Source organism: [Roseibacterium] beibuensis, from assembly GCF_039542305.1.
Classification (GTDB): Bacteria; Pseudomonadota; Alphaproteobacteria; order Rhodobacterales; family Rhodobacteraceae; genus Roseibacterium; species Roseibacterium beibuensis.
This window is the reverse complement of record NZ_BAABHW010000002.1, coordinates 611,938-635,087: the sequence shown is the minus strand read 5'-3', so window position 1 is coordinate 635,087 and position 23,150 is coordinate 611,938. Positions and strand designations below refer to the sequence as shown.

Below are 23,150 nucleotides of genomic sequence, written 5' to 3'. Positions count from 1 at the left end.
GTCGGATCAACGGCGGCCCGGCGGGCTTTGCGCGATGATCTGGTTCAGGACGGCGATCATGCCGTCGGGGTTATGCACCGTCGACGGGTCGCGGCAGACCCGCTCGCCGATGGCGTGGGCCTCGGGCAGCGTATAGCCCGCGGCGACCAGGCTGTCGGTGAATTGCGGGTTCGGTCGATCCCAGATCACGTCGTCCCATGGCCCACGGTAGCAGCTGATCGTGATGACCTGCCGTTGCGCCTGCACTTTGTAGGCGTGATCCTGTGCAACGGCGGATGAAACGGGGCCCAGAAGGCCGGCGGCGCAAATGGCCGCGAACAGTGGTGTCTTGTACGTCATTGTCTTCCCCCGGTTGGCGGTCATCAGGGGCTGGCGCAACGGCCTGATCGGGGCCGCGCGCGACTCCCTCAAGTCCGCGACCGTTCGACCATATCACGAAGGTCCACCGCGCAAGGTGTTTGCCCCCAAGATTCGACATTCGCGGAAACAATCGCGGGCCCGCTGGCTCTTGGTTGCGCCCGCTGGCACAAAGGGCAGGTCAAACGGTCTCCGAAGCGGGTCTTGGTCCGGCCTGGTGCAACCGAATCCGGTCGTGGATCGGACTCGTGGGGATAATTCACAGCATATTGCCGCAACAGTGCTCGAATCACCCATATGCTGTTTCCGGGGCGGCCGCATGCCCGGCCAGATTCCCCTTCCTTTGTGGATGAAAGATGCTATCGTCAAGAAATCAAAGGCGTTTTCTTGAACGGCTACCAACGTTTAGAAAGCGCATACCGGTTTGAATGGGGGATGTTTGTGTGATTGCCATAGTTTCACACGCGATCGCGCGCGCTGCGGGCATCTGTGCCGTCGCGGCCAGCGCCTGGATCGCGACCGCGGATAGGGCCGCGGCGCAGGATACTGTCATCGTTACCGGACGGGTTGAACCGGGCCTCTGGGTCGATCCCGACGGCTGCCTGCACTGGGTCGCCGACGGGGGTCTCGAAGGATACATGGAGGGTCGGGTGAACCCCGAGACCGGGATGCCGGTCTGCCTCGATGTGAACACCTGCGCCGTGTCCAACTCGGACGTGCTGTTCCACACTGACAGCGCGCGCCTGACCACTTCGGGCCGTGAGCAGCTGCGCCAGTTCTTCTCGTCGGCGGGGGCCTTTGCCTACGCGATCTACGGTCATACCGACAGCCGTGCCTCGGACGAATACAACATGCGCCTCAGCCAGCGCCGTGCTGCCGCTGTCGCCAACGTCGCCCGCTCGGTCGGCGGCCGCGTGGCGCGCGAGATCGGTTACGGCGAGCGCCGCCCGGTTGCGCCCAATGACAGCGCCGCGAACATGCAGCGCAACCGTCGCGTTGAAATCGTGTGCTACAGGTGACCGCCATGACCAGTAAACTCTCTCTTCGGGGGGCTGTCGCCCTTGCCATTTCCGCGTTCGCGCTGACGGCCTGCCAAAGTTCGGACGATGCCCGTTTGATCGCCATCGGCGAAGATACCGGGGTCGACTCGGGCAGCCTCAGTCAGCTTGAGGCCGGCATCTATATCGACCCCGATGGCTGCCACATCTGGATGATCGACGATGGGCTCGAAGGCTATTGGTCGCGCCGCCTCGACCCTGTGTCCGGTCTGCCGGTTTGCACGGATATCGCGCCGCCGAACTACGTCGTCGGCGACATCAGCCGCAATCCGGGCATTCCGGACTTCACCCCCGGCTTCTGAAGTCAAACGAGAATTTTCCTCGGCGGGCGCGTTTTGCGCCCGCCTTTGTTTTGGGCAAGGTCCGGCGCCTGACACACAGGATAAAGAAAATCTCGTGACATCCCACACAACAGGTTGCGTTCGAGGCGGGGCGCGGTCACTCTGATCCCAGTCGGAACCCTCAAGATGGGAGATCCCGTTTGGCGACCACCACGCTGCCGCAGCCCGCTGCCGAGCCGCCCGTCGAACGACTGCTGGAATTTCCGGACAATCGCCTGTTGATCGAATTATGCGGCGAGTTTGATCGCAACCTCGCGCAAATCGAGCATCTCCTTTCCGTGCATATCCTGCGCCGGGGCAATGAACTTGCCCTGCTGGGAGAGGCGCGAGAGGAAGCGGCAGGCGTTCTGGAGCGCCTCTATGCGCGGCTGGAATCCGGCAAATCGGTCGAGCCCGGCGATATCGACGCCATGGTGCGCCTTGGCGATTCCGCCGAGGAGACCGGTGCGCGCGACGGCGACCAGATGGAGATGTTCGGCGCCGGTCCGCTGGAAATCGGCACGCGCAAGAAGACGATCGAACCGCGCACGCGCGCCCAGCAGGACTATGTCCGCAACCTCTACCAGAACGAGCTGGCCTTCGGCATCGGTCCTGCGGGCACCGGCAAGACCTATCTCGCCGTGGCCGTCGCCGTGAACCAGATGATCAACGGTCATGTCGATCGCATCATCCTCTCGCGCCCGGCGGTCGAGGCGGGCGAGCGTTTGGGTTTCCTGCCCGGCGACATGAAGGACAAGGTCGACCCCTACATGCAGCCGCTCTACGACGCGCTAAACGATTTCCTGCCCGCCAAGCAACTGGGCAAATTGATCGAGGAAAAGACGATCGAGATCGCGCCGCTGGCCTTCATGCGCGGACGGACCCTGTCAAACGCCTATGTCGTGCTTGACGAGGCGCAGAACGCCTCGACCATGCAGATGAAGATGTTCCTGACCCGGCTGGGGCAGGGCAGCCGCATGGTCATCACCGGCGACCGAAGCCAGGTGGACCTGCCCCGCGGGCAACTCAGCGGCCTTGTCCAGGCGGAACGGATTCTCGGCGGGATCGAGGGCATCAGCTTCAACTACTTCACCTCCAAGGATGTCGTGCGTCACCCGATGGTCGCCAAGATCATCGAGGCCTATGACGAGAAAGCCGAGGACACGTAAAGGGATCCCTCCGGTTTGATGGACCGGGACGTGCGGGGTGTGAAGTTGCCGCAGTCCTGACTGGCGTGCCTGCGCGGCGTGGTGCTATGGGGCGCCCATGATCGACGTGGATATCCTGATCGAGGCCGACGTGTGGGACGAAACCACGCTGGAGACCCTCGCCCGCAAGGCCTTCGAGGCGGCCTTGGTTGAGCTCGACCTCGACCCGGATGGCTTTGCGGTCAGCCTGCTGGCCTGCGATGACGACCGGATCGCGACCCTGAACGCCGAGTTCCGGGGCAAGCCGACGCCGACCAACGTGCTTTCCTGGCCATCGGAAGAGCGCGGGGCCGAAACCCCGGGCGAGATGCCCGACCTGCCGGTTCCAATTGGCGACGGCCCGCCCGAGGAACTGGGCGATATCGCGCTGGCCTACGAGACCTGCGCGCGGGAAGCCGCCGAGGCCGGCAAGCCGCTCGACGATCACCTCGCCCATCTTTTGGTGCACGGGCTGCTGCATTTGCTCGGATTCGACCACGAAACCGACACAGATGCCGAATTGATGGAGCAGCTTGAGACGCGCATCCTTGCCAGACTGGGGGTCCCTGACCCATATTGACGTGACGGGCGTTTCAGGCCCGGTTTGCAGATCTGGAAAGGAGCAATGAGCTCGAACCCCGACCCCTCGTCTCCTGCGGCGCGTGGCGCGCAGGACTCCGAGGATGACACCCCCGCCCAGAGGCCGGGGTTTCTCGCCCGAATATTCGGATCGTCTTCTTCCGAGGACGAGGCCGAAATCATAGACTCCCACGAACCCGATCCAGAGGCGCAGCCCTTGGGCCAGCGGTCTTTCGGCATGTCCAACCTGCGCCGCATGCGGGTCGAGGACGTGGCCGTCCCGCGGGTCGAAATCGTGTCTGTCCCCTGCGATATGGGCTTGCCCGATCTCGTCGAGGTGTTCCGCGAATCCGGGCTGACCCGCTTGCCCGTCTATGACGGCACGCTCGACAGCCCGATCGGCATGATCCACCTGAAGGACGTGGCCCTGCGCTATGGCTTCAACGGCAAGGCGACCGATTTCTCGCTGCGCAAGATGCTGCGGCCGCTGCTTTATGCGCCGCCCTCCATGCCCATCGGTGTTTTGCTGACCAAGATGCAGACCGAACGCACCCATATGGCGCTGGTCATCGACGAATATGGCGGGGTCGACGGGATCGTGACCATCGAGGACCTGATTGAACAGGTCATCGGCGAGATCGAGGATGAACACGATGTCGAAGAGGCCCAGCCATGGACGCGGGAGGGCGATGGTTCCTTCATCGCGCTGGCGCGGGCCCCGCTGGACGAGTTCGAAGCCGAGATCGGGCTGTCCCTGACCGAGGATGAGGACGAGGAAGAAGTCGATACGCTCGGCGGTCTCGTCTTCCTTTTGACCGGTCGCGTTCCGGCACGGGGCGAGGTTGTTCCGCATGAGGATACCGGCGTGGAGTTCGAGGTGATCGACGCCGACCCCCGCCGCATCAAGCGCCTGCGCGTGCGGTTGCCTGACAAGAGGGCGGAGTGATCCACCCCCCTGCGATTGCCGAGTGGATCGAGGCGCGTACGTATCGCGAGCGGCTGACGCTCTCGGCGTTGTCCGGTGCGGTCGGGGCGCTTGGCTTGGCGCCGTTCAACCTCTGGGTCTTCGGCTGGGTCGGCTTTGCTGGCCTTTTGCTGCTGGCCTCGCTTGCCGCGACGGCGCGCCGGGCCGCCTGGATCGCCTGGTTTGGCGCAACGACCTATTTCGCCGTCGCCCTGCACTGGATCGTCGAGCCGTTCTTCGTCGATGCCGCGCGCCATGGCTGGATGGCCCCCTTCGCGCTTTTCTTCATGGCGGGCGGTCTGGCCCTGTTCTGGGCGCTACCCGCCTACCTGGCGCGCCGCCTGTTGCCGCAGGCCGCCCTCGGTTGGCGCCTTGCGGTCCTGACCGGCCTTGTGCTGCTGGCCGAGGCGGCGCGCGGGGTAGTCCTGACCGGCTTTCCCTGGGCCTTTCCCGGCCACATCCTGATCGGCAGCCCGTTCCTCTCCGCGGCGCAATTTGGTGGAGGGTTGGGCCTTAACCTGATCGTTCTCGGCTTCGCCGCCCTGATGGCCGGGCTGGTGCTCCGTAGCTTGGGGTGGACCGTTCTTTCCCTGGCCGTCGCCGCGGGTCTGTCCGTTGCACTGATCGCCGTCGCCCCCACGCCGTCGGCCCAGGATCCGGAGGCACCTATTATCCGCCTCGTTCAGCCGAACGCGCCGCAGCATCTCAAATGGCGGCGCGACATGATCCCGATCTTTTTCCAGCGCGGTCTGGCCCTGACCGCCGCCGACCCCGAGATCGAGGGGCGAACGCCTGACCTCGTGATCTGGCCGGAAACCAGCCTGCCGCAGATCCTCGACCGCTCCGACGTTGCGCGGGCCGAGATCGCCGGGGCCGCCGGAGCCGCCCGTGTGGTCGTCGGCGCGCAGCGTTTCGAGGGGGTCCGCCCGGTCAATGCCATGGCCCTTCTGGATGCCGAGGGACGGATCGAGGCGGTTTACGACAAGCACCACCTGGTGCCGTTCGGGGAGTACCTGCCCTATGCCGAGACCTTGTCGCGATGGGGCCTGCGCGGATTGGCCGAGGTCCTGCCCGGCGGCTACGTTCCCGGCCCGGGCCCGGCCCTGATCGAGCTTGGCGGGGCGCTCGGCACGGCTTTTCCGATGATTTGCTACGAGGCGATCTTTCCGGGCTACATCCGCGAGGTCGCCGCGCGCCCGGACTGGATGCTGCACATCACCAACGATGCGTGGTTCGGCACGCTCTCAGGGCCTTACCAGCATCTCGCCCTGGCGCAATTGCGCGCGGCCGAGCAGGGGCTTCCGCTTTTGCGGGCCGCCAATACCGGCATCTCGGCCGTCATTGACGGTCGCGGCCGGGTGGTCGCGGCGCTGCCGCTTGGCGAGGGTGGGCTTCTCGACGCCGCGCTGCCGCCTGCCCTGCCGCCGACGGTTTACGCCCGAACGGGTGACCTGCCGCTCGTGGCCCTGTTCCTTTTGGGAAGCCTGGCCGCAATTGTCGCAGGCCGTCGGTCCGCGCGCCATTGAACCTTTCCTGTCAAGGGCGTAAGCCAACCTGGCCCCGCAACGGCTTCCTGGCGTGGGGACAATGTTTTCAATGGAGCAACCTTCATGGCCCGATCGAACTATATCTTCACCTCCGAGTCCGTCTCCGAGGGGCACCCGGACAAGGTGTGCGACCGCATCTCTGACGCTGTGCTCGATGCGTTCCTTGCAGAAGAACCCGAAGCGCGCGTCGCCTGCGAGACCTTTGCCACCACGAACCGCGTCGTTATCGGCGGCGAAGTGGGCCTGTCCGACAAGGACAAGCTCCACGACTACATCGACCATATCGGCGACATCGCCCGGGCCTGCATCAAGGATATCGGCTACGAGCAGGAGAAGTTTCACCACGAGACGGTCGAGGTGACGAACCTTCTGCACGAACAGTCGGCGCATATCGCCCAAGGCGTCGACGCGGCCGAGAACAAGGACGAAGGCGCCGGCGACCAGGGGATCATGTTCGGCTTCGCGGTCGACGAGACGCCTGAACTGATGCCTGCGCCGATCCTCTACTCGCACGCGATCCTGCGCCGCCTTGCCGAGGTGCGCAAATCGGGACAGGAACCGACGCTTGGCCCCGACGCGAAAAGCCAGCTGACCCTGCGTTACGAAGACAGCCGCCCGGTCGAGGTGACCTCGATCGTGCTGTCCACCCAGCATCTTGACCCGAACATGAGCTCGGATGACGTGCGCGCCTTGGTCGAGCCCTATATCCGCGAGGTCCTGCCGAGCGACTGGCTGAACGACAACACCGTCTGGCACGTGAACCCGACCGGCAAGTTCGTGATCGGTGGCCCCGATGGCGACGCGGGCCTGACGGGCCGCAAGATCATCGTCGACACCTATGGCGGGGCAGCGCCCCACGGCGGCGGTGCCTTCTCGGGCAAGGACCCCACCAAGGTGGACCGCTCGGCCGCCTATGCCGCGCGCTACCTTGCCAAGAACGTGGTCGCCGCCGGGATGGCCAAGCGCTGCACGATCCAGCTGTCCTACGCGATCGGCGTGGCCGAGCCGCTGTCGATCTACGCCGAAACGCATGGCACGGGCGAGGTGCATGAATCCGAGATCGAAAAGGCCATCCGCGACACGATGTGCCTGACGCCGCGCGGCATTCGCACGCATCTGGGTCTGAACAAACCGATCTACACCCGCACCGCGGCCTATGGCCATTTCGGGCGCGCGCCCGAAGAGGACGGCGGCTTCTCGTGGGAACGGACCGACCTGGTCGACGCGCTCAAGGCTGCCGTCTGATCATTTATCTTGCGCATCGGCCCGTTCAGGGGCCGATGCGAACTCCGCCCAGACCGGCAGGTGATCCGAGGCGCGGCGCGCTTCGCTGGTCCGGATCACACCGCAATCCGTCAGGCTCAGCCCCGATCCATGGGCGAACCGATCCAGTGGCGCGACCGGGTAGCTGGCATGAAAGCTGCGCCCCGGCGACATCACCATGAAATCGCGGCCCAATGGCTCGAACCCGCCGCTGACGGACCATTCGTTGAAATCGCCCGCGATGATGGTGGTCTGCCGATGGTGCGGCTCGACATGGGACCGGATCGCCGCCAGTTGCCGTCGGCGCCAGCGTCGCAAGAGCCCCAGATGCGCCCCAATGAGGTCCACACGCCCCGTCGCGGGCGCGTCGACCGTCACCCGGACCGCGCCGCGCGGTTCCAACCCCGGCAGATTCAAGCGCTCGGTCGCCAGAACCGTCACACCCGCTTTGACCAGCACGGCATTGCCATGCCAGCCGAGGCTCAAATCGGTCGTGGCCACGTCAACCACGTCATAATCGCTTTCCAGGTCGATCAACCGCTTGGGTATGGCCGCGGGGCGCGCGCCGAGGCGTTTGTCGGCCTCCTGCAGGATCACCACGTCCGCACCGCTGTCGGCGATGACCGACAGCACCCGTTCGGGGTTGCGCCGTCCGTCCAATCCGACGGCCTTTCGGATGTTGTAGCTGAGAATCCGCATCGTCCGATCAAAGCACCGGGGCGACAAGCCGGGCAAGGGGCGCGCCGACGCGGATCGACAGCGGCTGCTCATCCAGTGTTCGCTCCAGCCGCTCGGCGCGGGCAAAGTCGTCTTCCAGCATCTTGGCCATCTCGGCGGCAAGCGTCCGGTCGTGGAACAGGACCATCGTCTCGAAATTCAATCGGAAGGACCGGTTGTCGAAATTCGTGCTGCCAAGCGCGCTGAGATGGTCGTCAATCAGCAGCGCCTTCTGATGCAGGAACCCCTCCTTGTAACGCCAGATCTGCACCCCGGCTTCCGTCAACTCGTCGAAATAGGCAAAGGCCGCGAGCCAGGGAAGGTAGTGGTCAATGGTCTCGGGCACCAAGAGGCGCACGTCGCGCCCCGCCGCTGCGGCCAGCTTCAGCGCCGACAGAAGCGCCAGGTCCGGCACGCAATAGGGCGTGCTGAGCCAGATCCGCTCCTGCGCGGAAGAGATCGCCGCGAAAAACAGGGCCGAGCCGCCGTCCTCGTCATCGATCGGGCCCGTGGCGACGGTCAAGGCCTCGGTCGCGCCCTGTGCCTCGGGCAGGGCCCAGTCGAGGTCCTTGCGCAGCGATGTCCCGGTCAGCCAATGCCAGTCCTCGGCAAAGATCAGCTGGAGTTGCGGCACGACCGGCCCCGTGATCCTGCAGAACGTATCGCGCCATGGCCCGAATTTCGGGTCGCGGCCCATGTATTCATCGCCGACATTCAGGCCGCCGATGAAGGCCTCGCGCCCATCGACGATCACGGTCTTTCGGTGGTTTCGGAAGTTGATCTGCAAGCGCCGCATGATTGGAGTCTGGCGGCGCAAGGCGGCCCCGGCGACGCCAGCCTTCTCCATCCGGCGTATGGCCGCCCAACTGAGGTCCTTCGAGCCGACCGCGTCCGTGTAGAGGTGCACCTTCACCCCGCGCTGCGCCGCCGCCACCAGACGGTTGACGACCTCTTCTCCGATCCGGTCGTCGCGGAAGGTGTAGAACTGCACCAGCAGGTATCTCTCGGAGCGGTCGATGGCGTCGAACAGGGCGTTGAAGGTGGCCTCTCCGTCTTTCAACACCTCGACCGAGTTGCCCTCGACAAAGGGCAGGCCCGCGATACGCTCGAACGGGCGGCGGTCGATCCCGCCCATCAAACGCGGCCCCTCCCCGTCGTGATCCGGGCGCTTGTCATCGAAGAGAAGGCGGCTGGCCCTGCGGTTCTTGGTCTGCCGCTTGTACCTGTGTGGGCCGAAGATCGCGTAGATCAGAACGCCGATATGCGGCGTCGAGAGCAGGAACACGACCCAGCCGACCGCGCCTTGCGGGGTGCGGGCCGCCTGCGCTGCCCGCCAGCTCAGCCAGATTGCCAGCGCCAGGGACAGGGCTGAAAGGATGGCGATCAGGGCGGTCAGCAAATCTGCAATTCCTCAAGAGGGCGGTTTTTCGTCTGTCTCAGCGTCGGGTGCCACGCCCCAGGTCCTGCACGATGGCGATATGGGCCATCAGGTCGCGGATGCTCAGCACACCGACAAGGGAACGCCCCTCGGCCACCAGAAGCTTCCTTTGCGGTCCGCTTGCCATCAGGTTCAGCGCCTCCTCGGCCGACAGATCGGGGCGCACGGCGGTATCCTCGGAGAGCGCCGCGAAGATGTCGCCGACCTGCGTGACGCCCCAGTCCGCGCGTGGGACCTCGCGCATCAGGGCGGTGTCGACATGCCCCAGCAGGACACCGGCCTCGACCACGGGAACGAAGCTGATGCCATGGGCCAGCATCACCTCGTCGGCGAGATCGGCCAATGTCATGTCCGGTGTCGCGCAGAACGGGTTTGGCGTCATCAGTTCGGAGACACGCAACCCCCTGAGGCTGGTTTGCGTGACGAGGTGCTGGTAGGTGCCGCGGCTGGCGTTCAACACGAACAGGCCGATCAGCCCCATCCAGATGCCGCCGACGCCGCCCCCCGACAGGACGGAGAACAGACCAAGCGCCATCAGGGCGAGCGCAAAGACGACCCCCGCCGTGCTGGCCTTGCGCGTCGCCTCCAGCACATCGCCCGAGCGGTTCCAGAGCCACGCGCGCAGAACCCGCCCGCCATCCAGGGGGAAGGCAGGCACGAGGTTGAAGACCGCAAGGATCAGGTTGATCGAGGCGAGGTAGGACAGGACCATCCCGGCAACGCCCCCACCCGCGGCCACCGCGAGCAGGCCAAAGGCCCCGGCCAGTGCGAAACTCATGGCCGGCCCGGCAATCGCGATCCAGAATTCCGAGGCGGCGCTTTTGGGCTCGTCTTCCAGTTGCGCCACGCCCCCGAAAAGGAACAGGGTGATGCCACCCACGCCAAGCCCGTAGCGCCGCGCGACGAGGGAGTGGGCCAGTTCATGCAGGATCAGGCTACCGAACAGGCCCAGCATCGCCACGACCGACAGGATCAGGTAGCCGCTTGCATCAAGGCCCGGCAGAACCTCTGGGAAATAGCCCGAGGACAGGCTCCAGACGATCAGGGCCGCGATCAGCAGCCAGCTCGCGTCGATGCGGATCTCGAAGCCGAACAGGTCGAACAGGCGGACCGAGTGAGAGAACATCCAGGTATCTCCTTTCCGTGCCGCGCACACACGTCTGAGATGTGCGCCTGAAAAACGTAAGCACTTGCCCCCGGAAAGGAAGACCCTTGTCAGGGGCGCCTGACCACAGGGCGAGGTCGGGGAGCTTGCCGCGCCATGCGCACCTGTGGCCCAAGCCGGGGATTGAGACACGGATGGGCATGGGCTAGAGGACGGGGCCGCCGCGCCAGAGGATCGTGACCATGCAAGACCTGCCCAAGCGCCCGCATCGCAACTTCTACGGCCGCCGCAAGGGCAAGCACCTGCGCGACAGCCAGGAGGTTTATCTGGAAGAGGACCTTGCCGCGTTGTCGCCGGGGCCGGTGGGCTGGGACGAAAACCCCGAGCGTACACCGCTGGACCTAAGCGCCCTGTTCGACGGGCGCGAGGTGTGGCTCGAGGTCGGGTTCGGCGGCGGGGAGCACATGATCCACCAGGCGGAGCGCAACCCGCAGATCGGGATCATCGGTGCGGAACCGTATATCAACGGCGTGGCCATGCTGCTTGGCAAGATCCGGGCGAGCGGGGTGCAGAACCTGCGCATCCATCCCGGCGACGCCCGCGACCTGTTCGACGTGCTGCCGGATCGATCCATCTCCAGGGCCTTCCTGCTCTATCCCGATCCGTGGCCGAAAAAGCGCCACCACCGCCGCCGCTTCGTGACGCCCGAGCACCTTGAGCCGCTGGCCCGAGTTCTCAAGCCGGGTGCGGAATTCCGCGTGGCGACCGACATCCCCGACTATGTCCGCCAAACGCTGGAAGAGGTGCCACGGGCGGGGTTCGAGTGGCTCGCCAAGGGGCCGCGGGATTGGCGCGACCCTTGGGGTGACTGGATTTCGACGCGCTACGAACAGAAGGCGCTGCGCGAGGGGCGCGTGCCGCACTACCTGACCTTCCGCCGGCTCTGATCCCCGCAGGGCTTGCGCCGTCTGCGACGTCGCCCGGGGGGAGGCGCGGCCTCACGCCCCTTTTGGGGCGATCGCCCGCGCCTTTCGCCCGTGTGGGTGGTCGGCCCCCTTATTTCGAGGCGGCGCGTGTGCGGGGTGTGGACGAGGCGCGCGCCCGCGTCTATCACCCCCGCGACTGACAAAAGGGGAGGGCGGCGCATGTCCGGCCACGGCGATCCGGTTCCGATGATGGCCCGCAAGGGCGGTGCGCTGACGGGCGAGGCCCATGTGCCCGGGGACAAGTCGATTTCGCACCGGTCCCTGATCCTCGGCGCGATGGCCGTGGGGGAGACGCGGATCACCGGCCTTTTGGAAGGGCAGGACGTGCTGGACACCGCCAAGGCCATGCGCGCCTTCGGGGCCGAGGTCACGCGCGATGACGATGGCACCTGGCACGTCCACGGCGTGGGCACGGGCGGCTTTGCCGAACCCGAGGACGTGATCGACTGCGGCAATTCCGGCACCGGCGTGCGCCTGATCATGGGCGCGATGGCCACGACCCCGATCACCGTGACCTTCACCGGCGATGCCTCGCTGCGCTCGCGCCCGATGGCGCGGGTGACGGACCCGTTGGCGCTGTTCGGCTGCCGGTCGGTGGGCCGCGCCGGGGGGCGTTTGCCGATGACGCTGGTCGGCGCGGCGGAGCCGCTGCCCGTGCGCTACACCGTGCCCGTCCCGTCGGCGCAGGTGAAATCCGCGGTCCTGCTGGCCGGGCTGAATGCGCCGGGCCAGACCGTCGTGATCGAGGCCGAGGCGACACGCGACCATACCGAACGGATGCTGGCGGGCTTCGGTGCCGAGATCACGACCGAGGTCACGGATGAGGGCCGGGTCATCACCCTGACCGGCCGGCCAGAGCTTAAGCCGCAGACCATCACCGTGCCGCGCGACCCCTCCAGCGCGGCCTTCCCGGTCTGTGCGGCGCTGATCACCGAGGGCTCGGACGTGCTGGTGCCGAATATCGGTTTGAACCCGACGCGCGCGGGCCTGTTCGAGACGCTGATCGAGATGGGCGCCGACCTGACCTACGAGAACCCGCGCGAGGAAGGGGGCGAACCCGTCGCCGACCTGCGCGCGCGCTATTCGCCCGACATGAAGGGGGTCGAGGTGCCACCCGCCCGCGCCGCCAGCATGATCGACGAATACCCGATCCTCTCGGTCGTCGCGGCCAATGCCGAAGGGCCGACTGTCATGTGCGGCGTCAAGGAATTGCGCGTGAAGGAAAGCGACCGGATCGCGGCCATGGCCGATGGGTTGCGCGCCTGCGGGGTGCAGGTCGAGGACGGACCGGATTGGTGGATCGTCCACGGGCGCGGCATGGGCGGGGTGAAAGGCGGGGCGACCTGCGCCACGCATCTCGACCACCGCATCGCGATGTCTTTCCTCTGCCTCGGCTTGTCGACGCGAGAGCCGGTCGGCGTGGATGATGGCGGCCCGATCGCGACCAGCTTCCCGATTTTCGAGGGGCTGATGCGCGACCTGGGCGCCGAGATCGAACGCGGCTGACACTTGGCTTGCGCGGCGTGGGGCTGTCGGGGGGGCACTCTGGTTGGCACTGCCTGGTGACCCCGATGGACAAAGCCACTCCCTCAAGCAACGACAGTGGGGCGGGTCGCAGGATCAATCGAATGCCCTGGCGGCAGTCCAATTCGCCCTTGTGGGCATGGCCGGGGCCATGTTGATCTTGGCGATTGCGGGCCGGACCATCCACGCCGGAAGGAGACGCAGATGAGTTTTACCGTGGCCATCGACGGGCCAGCCGCTGCCGGAAAAGGCACGATCAGCCGCGCGGTGGCCGAGCATTTCGGCTTTGCCCATCTCGACACGGGCTTGCTTTACCGCGCCGTGGGCGCGCGCATGTTGACGGGCAAGGAACCGGTCGAGGCGGCGCAGGCGCTGACGGCGGACGACCTCGGCGATCCAGACGCCTTGCGCACGCCGGACGTTGCGCAGGCGGCCTCGAGAGTCGCTGTGATCCCCGAGGTTCGCGCGGCGCTCGTCGATTTCCAGCGCGCCTTTGCCCGTCGCGCAGGCGGCGCCGTGCTGGACGGGCGGGATATCGGCACGGTCATTTGCCCGGATGCCGAGGCTAAGCTTTTCGTCACTGCCAGCGCCGAAGTGCGCGCCAGCCGCCGCCACAAGGAATTGCTCGAACGCGGGATCGCGTCCGATTATGACACGGTGCTGGCCGATGTGCGCGAACGCGACGCGCGAGATGCCAATCGGGCAACCGCGCCCCTGCTGCCTGCCGCCGATGCCGTGATCCTCGACACCTCGGACCTGAGTATCGAAGAGGCGGTCGCCAAGGCGATCAGGGAAATCGCCGCGCACCGCGACTAGGACGCGGCTTGCCAGACGTCCCTTCCATTGGCCATGTTCACTACCGGGTGGTCGAAGGGGAGGGAGATGCCTTGGCACCTGCGGTCAGGCAGACGGAGCCTCAGACACGAGCGGGCGATGTCCCCCCGGTGAAACCCGGATGGGCCGGGGTAACGATCTCTTTCGACAGGATGGCACTTCGCGTCCTGTTCGTTGCCCTGGTTCCCGTATCACTTCTTTGCTTCGTGTCGCCCTGGCGTGTCGTCGACTTCTGGATGCACAACGACGTGGACTGGCAGGGCTGGCCGATGGCGGGTTCGGGTGCCCCCGTCTCAGCCTGCGCCTGAGCCCGCGCGTCTTGGCGCAACCGGCGCCGCCAACCAAGGCCGAACCGTGCCAGCCCCTTGCGCAACAGGCCTACCCCCTGTATACGCGCGCACGTCAACACGGCGAGCAACGCCGGAAGCAGAGAGATCGAGCAGGGTCGGGTTCACCGGCCCTCTTTGTTTTCCGGGGCGTCAGACCAACGATCATCCCAAGACCGGCGGAGACAACCGCGCGGCCAGAAATATCGAACGAATAGGAACCGATACGCATATGTGCGCTAAAGCAACCATGGAGGAGTTCGAAGCCCTCCTGAACGAAAGCTTCGAAATCGACACGCCCGACGAGGGGTCTGTCGTCAAAGGCAAGGTCATCGCCATCGAGGCAGGCCAGGCCATCATCGATGTCGGCTACAAGATGGAAGGCCGCGTCGATCTCAAGGAATTCGCGAACCCCGGCGAAGCGCCCCAGATCGAAGTGGGCGACGAGGTCGAGGTTTACCTGCGCAACGTCGAGAACGCGCGCGGCGAGGCTGTCATCAGCCACGAGATGGCCAAGCGCGAAGCCGCGTGGGACCGTCTGGAAAAAGCCTATGCCAGCGAAGAGCGCGTCGAAGGCGCCATCTTCGGCCGCGTCAAGGGTGGCTTCACCGTCGATCTGGGCGGTGCCGTGGCCTTCCTGCCCGGTTCGCAGGTCGATGTGCGCCCCGTGCGTGACGCAGGCCCGCTGATGGGTCTCAAGCAGCCCTTCCAGATCCTCAAGATGGACCGCCGCCGCGGCAACATCGTGGTCTCGCGCCGCGCCATCCTGGAAGAGTCCCGCGCCGAACAGCGCGCCGAGGTCATCGCCAAGCTCAACGAGGGCGACGTGGTCGACGGCGTGGTCAAGAACATCACCGAATACGGCGCCTTCGTCGATCTGGGTGGTGTGGACGGCCTGCTGCACGTCACCGACATGGCCTGGCGCCGCGTCAACGACCCGAAAGAAGTCCTGTCCATCGGCGAAACCGTCAAGGTGCAGGTCATCAAGGTCAACAAGGACACCCACCGCATCAGCCTCGGCATGAAGCAGCTGCAGGACGATCCGTGGGATGCCGTCGAAGCCCGCTACCCGCTGGAATCGGTGCATACCGGCCGCGTGACGAACATCACCGACTACGGTGCCTTCGTCGAGCTGGAGCCCGGTGTCGAGGGCCTCGTTCACGTCTCGGAAATGTCCTGGACGAAGAAGAACGTGCACCCCGGCAAGATCGTCTCCACCTCGCAAGAGGTCGAGGTCATGGTGCTGGAAATCGACACCGCCAAGCGCCGCGTTTCGCTGGGTCTCAAGCAGACCATGCGCAACCCGTGGGAAGTGTTCGAAGAGCAGTACCCGGTCGGCACGCAGGTCGAGGGCGAGGTCAAGAACATCACCGAGTTCGGTCTGTTCGTGGGTCTCGACAACGACATCGACGGCATGGTGCACCTCTCCGACCTGACCTGGGAAGGTCGCGGCGAGGATGCCATCCAGAACTATCGCAAGGGCGACGTCGTCCAGGCGGTCGTCACCGAGGTCGACACCGACAAGGAGCGTATCTCGCTCTCCATCAAGGCGGTTGACGGCGATCCCTTCGCCGAGGCCGTGGATGGCGTGAAGCGTGGGTCGGTCATCACCGTCGAGGTCACCGCGATCGAAGATGGCGGCATCGAGGTCGAGTACGAAGGCATGAAATCCTTCATCCGTCGCTCGGATCTGTCGCGTGACCGTGCCGAGCAGCGCCCCGAGCGCTTCCAGGTCGGTGACAAGATCGACGTGCGCGTCACCAACGTGGACGCCAAGTCGCGCCGCCTCGGCCTGTCGATCAAGGCTCGCGAGATCGCCGAAGAGAAAGAGGCCGTCGAACAGTATGGCTCCTCGGACTCGGGCGCATCGCTCGGCGATATCCTTGGCGCAGCGCTGAAGCAGGACGACTAAGTCCGCGCCTTACGGCAAGATCGGAAAGGCCCCGCATCAGCGGGGCCTTTTTCGTTTGGGGTCCGAAAAGCTGTGGATAACGGGCGGGGCACACGATGCTGCCACATGGGTGTTACACGCCCGGTGTTCCCTTCGTCCCGCGCGGGGAATGTCCCTTCCCGCCCTGGCGTTCGGTATGTCCCCTTTATCCCGCCGAACGCGACCGAGACGGACCGGCCCTGCACGACAAAGCCCCTGGTGCAGGGCCGCGTTCCTCTCAAGGATGTCTTGAGGCCCGCGGTATTGACCGCCGATCAGAAATCGACGTCGACGCCGGGCAGGTTCAAGGCGCGGACAAGATCCCGCAACTCCTGCCGTGCGGCGAGGTTCGAGATGTTCAGTCGCTCGACCCCCAACTCGCGCAGGTCCAGCAAGGTCATGCCCGTGGGAAACAACTCGCGGAAAATCACCCGCTCGTTGAAGCCCGGCGCGACGCGAAAGCCGATGCGCTTGGACAGATCCTCCATCGCGCGGCCCACCTTGCGCTTATTGTGCATCTCCTGCGCGCCCAGGCGGTTGCGCACGACGATCCAATCCATCGGCGAGAGGCCCGCGCGCGCGCGCAACTGCCGGGCGTGCCAGACCATCTCGGAATAGACGCTGGGGCCGGTGATCTCGTAGGTGTCCGGGTCGATCCGCGCCAGCAGGTCGAAATCGACGAAACTGTCGTTCATCGGCGTGATCAGCGTATCGGCAAGGCTGTGGGCGACCTGGCTCAGGCGCGTATGGCTTCCGGGGCAGTCGATGACGATGAAATCGCAGCGCGCCTCGTGCTCGGCCACGGCAGCCGAGAGGCGGCGGTCATAGATGTTCTCGCCCGGTTCGAGGTCGTCCGGGCTGAGGTTCGGCAATTCCATCAGGATGGGGCAGGGCAGGTCCAGGTCGCGCTTGGCGATCGTGTTCTGCCGGTTCTCGATATAGCGCCCGAAGCTGCGTTGCCGCAAATCGAGGTCGAGACCGCCCACCACATGCCCCAGCCGGGCCAGCGCGGTGGCGATATGCATGGCGGTCGTGGATTTCCCCGAGCCGCCCTTTTCATTGCCCAAGACGATGATGTGTGCCACGCGCGTCCCCTCGATTGACCCCGGCGGACCGACCCTCATTTTGTGGGGCCGGTTTGCTTTGTCGCAATATACGGCAGCATGCGGGGCGGAGTAAGGGATAATGGCAGCGATGCGGGTGTTTCCCTTGGATTTGTGTCCAATCCGCCCGGTGAAACGAAAACGCCGCCCCGAAGGGCGGCGTTCATTGGGTTCGACGAGGCCGTCAGGCTCAGAAGCCGAGGCCTTCGTATTTCTTCTTGAACTTCGACACGCGGCCGCCCTGGTCCATCAGGCGGGTGCCGCCACCGGTCCAGGCCGGGTGCACCGAGGGGTCGATGTCGAGCGACAGCGTGTCGCCTTCCGAACCCCAGGTCGAGCGCATCTGCACGATGTCGCCATTCGTCATTTTCACGTCGATGACGTGATAATCGGGATGGATATCCTTTTTCATCTCGCCGCTCCTTACGCTTCGGCGCCCGACTTGGGCTTGTAGGTGGTGTCCTCGGCGATCCGGGCCGATTTGCCCCGGCGCGAGCGCAGGTAGTACATCTTGGCGCGGCGCACGCGGCCGCGACGAACCACCTCGATCGACTCGATGTTGGTCGAGTAGAGGGGGAACACACGCTCGACGCCCTCGCCGAACGAGATCTTGCGCACGGTGAACGAGCCGGCGATGCCCTTGCCGTTCTTGCGCGCGATGCAGACGCCCTCGTAGTTCTGCACGCGGGTGCGGGTGCCCTCGGTCACCTTGTAACCGACGCGCACGGTGTCGCCTGCCTTGAAATCCGGGATGGTCTTGCCGAGCTCAGCGATCTGCTCGGCCTCCAGTTGTGCGATCAGATCCATTGGACCCGTCTCCTATCATCAATGCTCGCGGTTTTTCCGCGAAGGTGTCACGTCAACCCAGAGCTCCGGACTTCGACCGGGTCCGCCTTGATCCCGTTTCGGGGGCGCCCGCCGGAGATGCGGCCAATCCTTGCCTTGTGGTGTCGTCCCGGCTTTTGCGGTCGCCGAAGGTGCGTGCGCGGCCAAAAGAACAACGATCCGGCTGGCCGATTCCGGCCCCGGACCAGCGCCGTATAAGGCGGTGCGGGCGGGCGATCAACCCTTTCGTTTCTGGTAGTCGGCCCAAAGATCGGGGCGACGCGCGCGCGTCAGGCGCTCGGCCTCGGCCCGGCGCCATTTCTCGATCTCGCCATGGTGGCCCGACAGCAGAACATCGGGGATCTTGCGGCCCTTCCATTCGGCGGGCTTGGTGTATTGCGGATGTTCGAGGAGCCCGTCGGAGAAGCTTTCTTCCTCGGTCGAGGCCGCGTTGCCGAGGACGCCGGGAATAAGGCGCACGGTGGCATCCAGCACGGCCTGCGCGGCGATTTCCCCCCCGGTCAGGACGAAATCGCCAAGGCTGATTTCCTCAAGCCCAAATTCCTCGATCACGCGTTCGTCCACGCCTTCGAACCGGCCGCAGAGGAGTGTCATCCCCTCGGCCCTTGCAAAACGCTGCGCGTCGGCCTGTGTGAAGGGTTTGCCACGCGGGCTGAGATAGACGCGCGGCCAGCGGGCGGGATCGTCGGGCGTGCCCTTTGCCGCCATCGACAGCGCGCGGCCCAGCACATCAGGGCGCATCACGAGACCCGCGCCGCCGCCCGCGGGGGTGTCATCCACCTGGCGATGTCTTCCAGTGCCGAAGCTGCGCAGGCCGATCGGCTCCAGCGCCCAAAGCCCGTCCTTGAGCGCGCGGCCCGTCAGCGAGGCACCAAGCACGCCGGGAAACACCTCGGGGAAAAGGGTGACGATCTTGGCGCACCACGCGCCATGAAGGCGCCTGGTGTCGGCCATCAAGTCGCGTGGCGTCAGGTTGGCCGAGATCGAGAGTCGGCCGTGGGATTTCGAAGGCGGCTGGGACATGGGGAGGGATTAGAGCGGGGCAACGGGTTTCGCAATGGCAGGGTTTGCGCCGTCTTCGACGTCGCCCGGGGAAGCGTGCCACGGGGCATCGAGCCCCGTTGCACGCTGGCGCGTTCCGCGCGGGCATATTTGAGGGATAAAGATGGGATCAGTCGTCGAAGAGACCCTCGGGCGGGTCTATGACGATACGGCCCTGGGCGAGATCGACGGTGGGGACGACCTCGAGCGTGAAGGGGACGAGGACGGTGCCCTTCTGTCCCGGCACGCGGAGTTCCAGCAGGTCGCTGGCGCCGTGGTTCAAGACGGCGGAGACCTTGCCGCGCGGCTGGCCGCCGGTGTCCTGCACCGCCAGGCCGATCAGGTCGGCGTGGTAGTATTCATCGTCGGGCAGGCTGGGCAGGGCGCTGCGCGGGGCGAAGAGGCGGGTGCCGCGCAGGGCGTCGGCCTCTTCCTTGGTGGCGACGCCCGAAAGGCGCGCGGCAAAGCCCGCCTTGACCGGGCGCGTGATGCGGAGGTCGAAACTGCGGCTGCCATCCTCGGTCGTCAGCGGACCATAGGTGGCGACGTCTTCGGGTGTGGCGCAGAAGCTCTTGAGCCGCACTTCGCCGCGGACACCGAAGGACCCGGCGATGGCGCCGACGCAGACCTTGTCAGCCATGAAGCAGTTCTCCGGGCAGGGCGGCGCGGTCCTGCGTGAGGGCGACCCACATCAGGAAGGCGAAAACCGCGGCGATGCCGATGAAGACAACCCCGACGACCCGCGCGGGCGCGTCGCCGAAGATCAGGAAATAGAGGCCGACCGCGCCAAGCCCGAGTGCCGCGAGAATCATGCGATCCTCCGGGCCTGGGGCATCGGCGCGGGCCGATCCTGGGTGTGGCAGGACATCACCATGCCGAGGTCAGCGGGGCGCGGGCACATGGGCCAGCGCCCCGCAAGCACCTGATTACTCGGTGGTTTCTTCGGCAGCTGCCTCTTCCGCCGGCTCTTCGGCGGGGGCGGCGGCTGCTTCGGCGGCGGCTGCGGCCTTGGCGGCTTTCTCTTCGGCGCGTTCCTGCGCCTTCTTGCCGGGCTCGGCCTTCTTCATGTTGGCGCGCTCTTTCTTCTCCAGAACGCCGGCGGCTTCGAGGAAGCGGCTCACGCGGTCGGTGGGCTGGGCGCCCTGGTCGAGCCAGTGCTGCACGCGCTCCATGTCCATCTTCACGCGCTCTTCGCTGTCCTTGGGCAGGAGCGGGTTGTAGGTGCCGAGCTTCTCGATGAAGCGGCCGTCGCGAGGCATGCGGCTGTCGGCTGCCACGATGCGGTAGAAGGGACGCTTTTTCGAGCCGCCGCGGGCCAGTCGGATTTTCATTGCCATGGTGTAACTCCTTGATATGGCTTGCGAAGGCGGGATCAATCCCGCCCTACGATTGGTGTTGTTCGTGGTGACGGATAACTTCGTCGATCACGAAGCGTAGGAATTTCTTGGCGAAAACCGGGTCCAGGTCGGCCCGTTTCGCCAGGTCTTCGAGCCGTGCGACCTGCGCGGCTTCGCGCGTGGGGTCGGACGGGGGAAGGTCGTGTTCGGCCTTGAGCTTGCCGACGGCCTGCGTGTGCTTGAACCGCTCGCCCAGCGTGTAGATCAGGATCGCGTCGAGGCGGTCGATCGACTCGCGATGGCCCTTCAGAATCTCGGCGGCGCGGGTGGCGGCATTGGTCATGGGCGAACCTCGGAAACGGCGGGGAAGAGCGTGTCACAGGGCGTACACACCCCGTACACAGGCTGTACATACATGTGCGGCTGGCAGCGGATCATTGCAGCCCCCCTTGCGACGGGGCGGGGTGGCGCCAGGCCTGAAGCGGCTCGTCGCGGTCGGGCAGGGCGGCACCGGTGTCATGGGTGCAGCCAAGCCGGCGGGCCAGCGCCAGCGAGCGGTCGTTGCGTTCGTCGATATAGCTGACTGCCGTGCGCCATCCGAGATCGTCATAGGCATGGGCGCGGGCGCGCGTCACCGCCTCGTGGGCATAGCCCTTGCCCTCGGCCTCTGGGGTCCAGATCGTCCAGCCCAGTTCATGCTCCGGCCAGTCTCCGGGATACCAAGGACCGACCGAGCCGATGGGCGCGCCGGTTTCCTTGACCTCGGCAACGAAGGTGCCGAAGCCCCGCAAATGCCAATGGCCAGTGATGATCGCCAGAACGCGCCAGGCGTGTCCGATATCCTTGTCCGCGCCGCCGCCGACGAAGCGCGCGCGGTCCGACATGACGAACGGCGCCAAGACCTCGAAATCCGAGGACTTGGGCGCGCGCAGACGCAGGCGCTCGGTCTCGAGGACCGGGGTATCGGTCAGATGCGGGGTCATTTCTTCTTGCCGAAGCCGCCGAGACCGGGGGGAAGGCCACCGCCGCCGAGGCCGGGCAGGCCGCCCATGCCCATCTGGCGCGCGGCCTTTTCCATTTCCGCCGGGTCCATCTTGGACGGGTCCATATCCTTGAGCGCCGAGGGCGCACCCTTGCCCATCAGCGCGCCGAGGCCGCCTTTCATCATGCCCTTCTTGCCCATCTTGCCGAGCTTCTTCATCGCGTCGGCCATCTGGCGCTGCATCTTTAAAAGCTTGTTGAGGTCGGAGACATCCTGCCCCGCGCCGGCGGCGATGCGCTTCTTGCGGCTGGCCTGCAACAGGGCGGGGTTGGCGCGTTCCTTTTTCGTCATGGACTGGATCAGCGCGATCTGGCGCTTGATCACGGTGTCGTCCATGCCGGCGTCATCCAGTTGCTTCTGCATCTTGGCCATGCCGGGCATCATCGACATCATGCCCTGCATGCCGCCCATCTTGAGCATCTGTTCCAGCTGGCCCTTGAGGTCGTTCATGTTGAACTGACCCTTCTGGAAGCGCTTCATCATGCGTTCGGCCTGTTCGGCTTCCAGCACTTCCTGAGCCTTTTCGACCAGCGACACGATATCGCCCATGCCGAGGATGCGGCCGGCGATGCGCTCGGGCTCGAAGGTCTCGATCGCGTCCATCTTTTCGCCGAGGCCGACGAAGCGGATCGGCTTGCCGGTGATGGCGCGCATGGACAGGGCGGCACCGCCGCGCCCGTCGCCGTCCATCCGGGTCAGGACAACGCCCGAGACGCCGATCTTGTCGTCGAATTCCTCGGCCACGTTGACGGCGTCCTGGCCGGTCAGGCCGTCGACGACCAGGAGCGTTTCACGCGGGTTGGCCACGTCGCGCACGGCGGCGGCCTGTGCGATCAGTTCCTCGTCGATATGCAACCGGCCCGCGGTGTCGAGCATGTAGACGTCATAGCCACCCAAGGAGGCCTGCGTCTTGGCGCGCTTGGCGATGGCGACGGGGTCCTCACCCTTGACGATGGGCAGGGTATCGACGCCGATCTGGGTGCCAAGAATCGCCAGCTGTTCCATGGCCGCGGGGCGGTTGGTGTCGAGCGAGGCCATCAGCACCTTCTTGCCCTCACGCTCTTTCAAACGCTTGGCCAGCTTGGCGGTGGTCGTCGTCTTACCCGAGCCCTGAAGGCCGACCATCAGGATCGGCGCGGGCGGGTTGTCGATCTTCAGTTTGCCGGGGTCTTCGTCGCCGGTCAGGACATGGACCAGTTCGTCATGGACGATCTTGATGACCTGCTGGCCGGGCGTGACCGACTTGGTGACGGCGGCGCCGGTGGCCTTTTTCTCGACCGCCTTGATGAACTGCCGCGCCACGGGCAGCGACACGTCCGCTTCGAGAAGGGCCACGCGCACCTCGCGCATGGCGGTGCGCACGTCATCCTCGGACAGCGCGCCTTGTTTCGTCAGGCGATCGAAGACGCCACCAAGGCGTTCTGACAGGTTCTCGAACATGGGCCATTGCCCCCTTTCGTCTCGGTTGCCCCCTTGAGGTAAGGGGCGCTCCGGGTTGCACCAAGGCCCTGCGGGCCGATCCGGCTAATCCGAAGGGCGATGCCCAAACGGACCTTGACCCCCGTGGGCGAATCCTCGCTGACGGGGGGCGATCCTGCCGAATGGCTCAGGACCGGAAGGCTGGCGCGTTCCGGGTTGTTGACGCG

The 23,150-nt window shown here is 65.7% G+C and carries 25 protein-coding genes and 1 riboswitch; of the genes, 11 read left to right on the top strand and 14 right to left on the bottom strand.

The window, feature by feature from the left end; genetic code table 11:
- Positions 1 to 6 precede the first annotated feature (6 nt).
- Complete coding sequence (locus ABD923_RS09635) at positions 7 to 339, bottom strand: hypothetical protein (protein ID WP_259550433.1); 333 nt, start codon at positions 337 to 339, stop codon at positions 7 to 9.
- Positions 340 to 785: 446 nt separating this feature from the next.
- Between ABD923_RS09635 and ABD923_RS09630 the strand changes: the two genes are divergently transcribed.
- From ABD923_RS09630 to metK, 7 genes are all read left to right on the top strand, one after another.
- On the top strand, positions 786 to 1,376 hold the full coding sequence (locus tag ABD923_RS09630) for an OmpA family protein (RefSeq protein WP_259550432.1): 591 nt from the start codon (positions 786 to 788) through the stop codon (positions 1,374 to 1,376).
- Positions 1,377 to 1,381: 5 nt separating this feature from the next.
- Positions 1,382 to 1,717, top strand: a complete 336-nt coding sequence (locus tag ABD923_RS09625; RefSeq protein WP_259550569.1) for a hypothetical protein — start codon at positions 1,382 to 1,384, stop codon at positions 1,715 to 1,717.
- A gap of 179 nt (positions 1,718 to 1,896) precedes the next feature.
- Positions 1,897 to 2,904, top strand: coding sequence for a PhoH family protein (locus tag ABD923_RS09620; RefSeq protein WP_259550431.1), 1,008 nt, complete (start codon positions 1,897 to 1,899; stop codon positions 2,902 to 2,904).
- 97 nt (positions 2,905 to 3,001) lie between these two features.
- Entirely contained in the window at positions 3,002 to 3,502 is a 501-nt protein-coding gene (gene ybeY, locus ABD923_RS09615) for an rRNA maturation RNase YbeY (protein WP_259550430.1), read from the top strand.
- 45 nt (positions 3,503 to 3,547) lie between these two features.
- Positions 3,548 to 4,447 carry a hemolysin family protein gene (locus ABD923_RS09610; protein ID WP_222190918.1) on the top strand — a complete coding sequence of 300 codons (900 nt, stop codon included), beginning with the start codon at positions 3,548 to 3,550 and terminating at the stop codon, positions 4,445 to 4,447.
- Positions 4,444 to 5,991: an apolipoprotein N-acyltransferase gene (gene lnt / locus ABD923_RS09605; RefSeq protein WP_259550429.1), complete on the top strand. Its 1,548-nt coding sequence runs from the start codon at positions 4,444 to 4,446 to the stop codon at positions 5,989 to 5,991. The genes ABD923_RS09610 and lnt overlap by 4 nt, the downstream gene beginning before the upstream one ends.
- Before the next feature lie 28 nt (positions 5,992 to 6,019).
- Positions 6,020 to 6,069, top strand: a riboswitch (SAM-SAH riboswitch).
- A gap of 6 nt (positions 6,070 to 6,075) precedes the next feature.
- Complete coding sequence (metK, locus tag ABD923_RS09600; protein ID WP_259550428.1) at positions 6,076 to 7,257, top strand: methionine adenosyltransferase; 1,182 nt, start codon at positions 6,076 to 6,078, stop codon at positions 7,255 to 7,257.
- On the opposite strand, the gene ABD923_RS09595 is transcribed toward metK, so the two are convergent.
- Genes ABD923_RS09595 through ABD923_RS09585 form a run of 3 tightly spaced genes read right to left on the bottom strand, consistent with a single transcriptional unit; the run spans position 7,258 to position 10,556 of the window.
- Entirely contained in the window at positions 7,258 to 7,974 is a 717-nt protein-coding gene (locus ABD923_RS09595) for an endonuclease/exonuclease/phosphatase family protein (protein ID WP_259550427.1), read from the bottom strand.
- 7 nt (positions 7,975 to 7,981) lie between these two features.
- A complete protein-coding gene (gene cls, locus ABD923_RS09590) occupies positions 7,982 to 9,391 on the bottom strand; it encodes a cardiolipin synthase (protein ID WP_310796410.1) in 1,410 nt (469 codons plus the stop codon).
- A gap of 37 nt (positions 9,392 to 9,428) precedes the next feature.
- On the bottom strand, positions 9,429 to 10,556 hold the full coding sequence (locus ABD923_RS09585) for a site-2 protease family protein (RefSeq protein WP_259550426.1): 1,128 nt from the start codon (positions 10,554 to 10,556) through the stop codon (positions 9,429 to 9,431).
- A 221-nt stretch (positions 10,557 to 10,777) separates the two neighbouring features.
- Here ABD923_RS09585 and trmB point away from each other — a divergent pair, with 221 nt between their 5' ends.
- The 4 genes from trmB (at position 10,778) to rpsA (ending at position 16,117) form a co-directional block, all read left to right on the top strand.
- Positions 10,778 to 11,482: a tRNA (guanosine(46)-N7)-methyltransferase TrmB gene (gene trmB, locus ABD923_RS09580; RefSeq protein WP_259550425.1), complete on the top strand. Its 705-nt coding sequence runs from the start codon at positions 10,778 to 10,780 to the stop codon at positions 11,480 to 11,482.
- Between the two features lie 198 nt (positions 11,483 to 11,680).
- Entirely contained in the window at positions 11,681 to 13,027 is a 1,347-nt protein-coding gene (gene aroA, locus ABD923_RS09575) for a 3-phosphoshikimate 1-carboxyvinyltransferase (protein ID WP_259550424.1), read from the top strand.
- 222 nt (positions 13,028 to 13,249) lie between these two features.
- Positions 13,250 to 13,861: a (d)CMP kinase gene (cmk, locus tag ABD923_RS09570; RefSeq protein ID WP_259550423.1), complete on the top strand. Its 612-nt coding sequence runs from the start codon at positions 13,250 to 13,252 to the stop codon at positions 13,859 to 13,861.
- A gap of 576 nt (positions 13,862 to 14,437) precedes the next feature.
- Positions 14,438 to 16,117: a 30S ribosomal protein S1 gene (gene rpsA, locus ABD923_RS09565; protein ID WP_222190930.1), complete on the top strand. Its 1,680-nt coding sequence runs from the start codon at positions 14,438 to 14,440 to the stop codon at positions 16,115 to 16,117.
- Between the two features lie 293 nt (positions 16,118 to 16,410).
- Here rpsA and ABD923_RS09560 read toward each other — a convergent pair whose 3' ends face one another.
- From ABD923_RS09560 to ffh, 10 genes are all read right to left on the bottom strand, one after another.
- Complete coding sequence (locus tag ABD923_RS09560) at positions 16,411 to 17,220, bottom strand: division plane positioning ATPase MipZ (RefSeq protein ID WP_259550422.1); 810 nt, start codon at positions 17,218 to 17,220, stop codon at positions 16,411 to 16,413.
- A gap of 208 nt (positions 17,221 to 17,428) precedes the next feature.
- Positions 17,429 to 17,650 carry a 50S ribosomal protein L31 gene (gene rpmE / locus ABD923_RS09555; protein WP_025311855.1) on the bottom strand — a complete coding sequence of 74 codons (222 nt, stop codon included), beginning with the start codon at positions 17,648 to 17,650 and terminating at the stop codon, positions 17,429 to 17,431.
- An 11-nt stretch (positions 17,651 to 17,661) separates the two neighbouring features.
- Positions 17,662 to 18,045: a 50S ribosomal protein L19 gene (gene rplS, locus ABD923_RS09550; protein ID WP_222190933.1), complete on the bottom strand. Its 384-nt coding sequence runs from the start codon at positions 18,043 to 18,045 to the stop codon at positions 17,662 to 17,664.
- Positions 18,046 to 18,300: 255 nt separating this feature from the next.
- Positions 18,301 to 19,107: a tRNA (guanosine(37)-N1)-methyltransferase TrmD gene (gene trmD, locus ABD923_RS09545; RefSeq protein ID WP_259550421.1), complete on the bottom strand. Its 807-nt coding sequence runs from the start codon at positions 19,105 to 19,107 to the stop codon at positions 18,301 to 18,303.
- A 148-nt stretch (positions 19,108 to 19,255) separates the two neighbouring features.
- Positions 19,256 to 19,765 (bottom strand): ribosome maturation factor RimM, encoded by a 510-nt coding sequence (gene rimM / locus ABD923_RS09540; RefSeq protein WP_259550420.1) that lies wholly within the window; start codon positions 19,763 to 19,765, stop codon positions 19,256 to 19,258.
- A complete protein-coding gene (locus ABD923_RS09535) occupies positions 19,758 to 19,937 on the bottom strand; it encodes a hypothetical protein (RefSeq protein WP_259550419.1) in 180 nt (59 codons plus the stop codon). Before ABD923_RS09535 ends, rimM begins: the two co-directional genes overlap by 8 nt.
- Positions 19,938 to 20,051: 114 nt before the next feature.
- Entirely contained in the window at positions 20,052 to 20,462 is a 411-nt protein-coding gene (gene rpsP, locus ABD923_RS09530) for a 30S ribosomal protein S16 (protein ID WP_222190936.1), read from the bottom strand.
- 46 nt (positions 20,463 to 20,508) lie between these two features.
- Positions 20,509 to 20,805 (bottom strand): chorismate mutase, encoded by a 297-nt coding sequence (locus ABD923_RS09525; protein WP_259550418.1) that lies wholly within the window; start codon positions 20,803 to 20,805, stop codon positions 20,509 to 20,511.
- Between the two features lie 91 nt (positions 20,806 to 20,896).
- Complete coding sequence (locus ABD923_RS09520) at positions 20,897 to 21,445, bottom strand: GNAT family N-acetyltransferase (RefSeq protein WP_259550417.1); 549 nt, start codon at positions 21,443 to 21,445, stop codon at positions 20,897 to 20,899.
- Positions 21,442 to 22,944 carry a signal recognition particle protein gene (gene ffh / locus ABD923_RS09515; protein WP_222190939.1) on the bottom strand — a complete coding sequence of 501 codons (1,503 nt, stop codon included), beginning with the start codon at positions 22,942 to 22,944 and terminating at the stop codon, positions 21,442 to 21,444. The genes ABD923_RS09520 and ffh overlap by 4 nt, the downstream gene beginning before the upstream one ends.
- Positions 22,945 to 23,150: the final 206 nt, after the last annotated feature.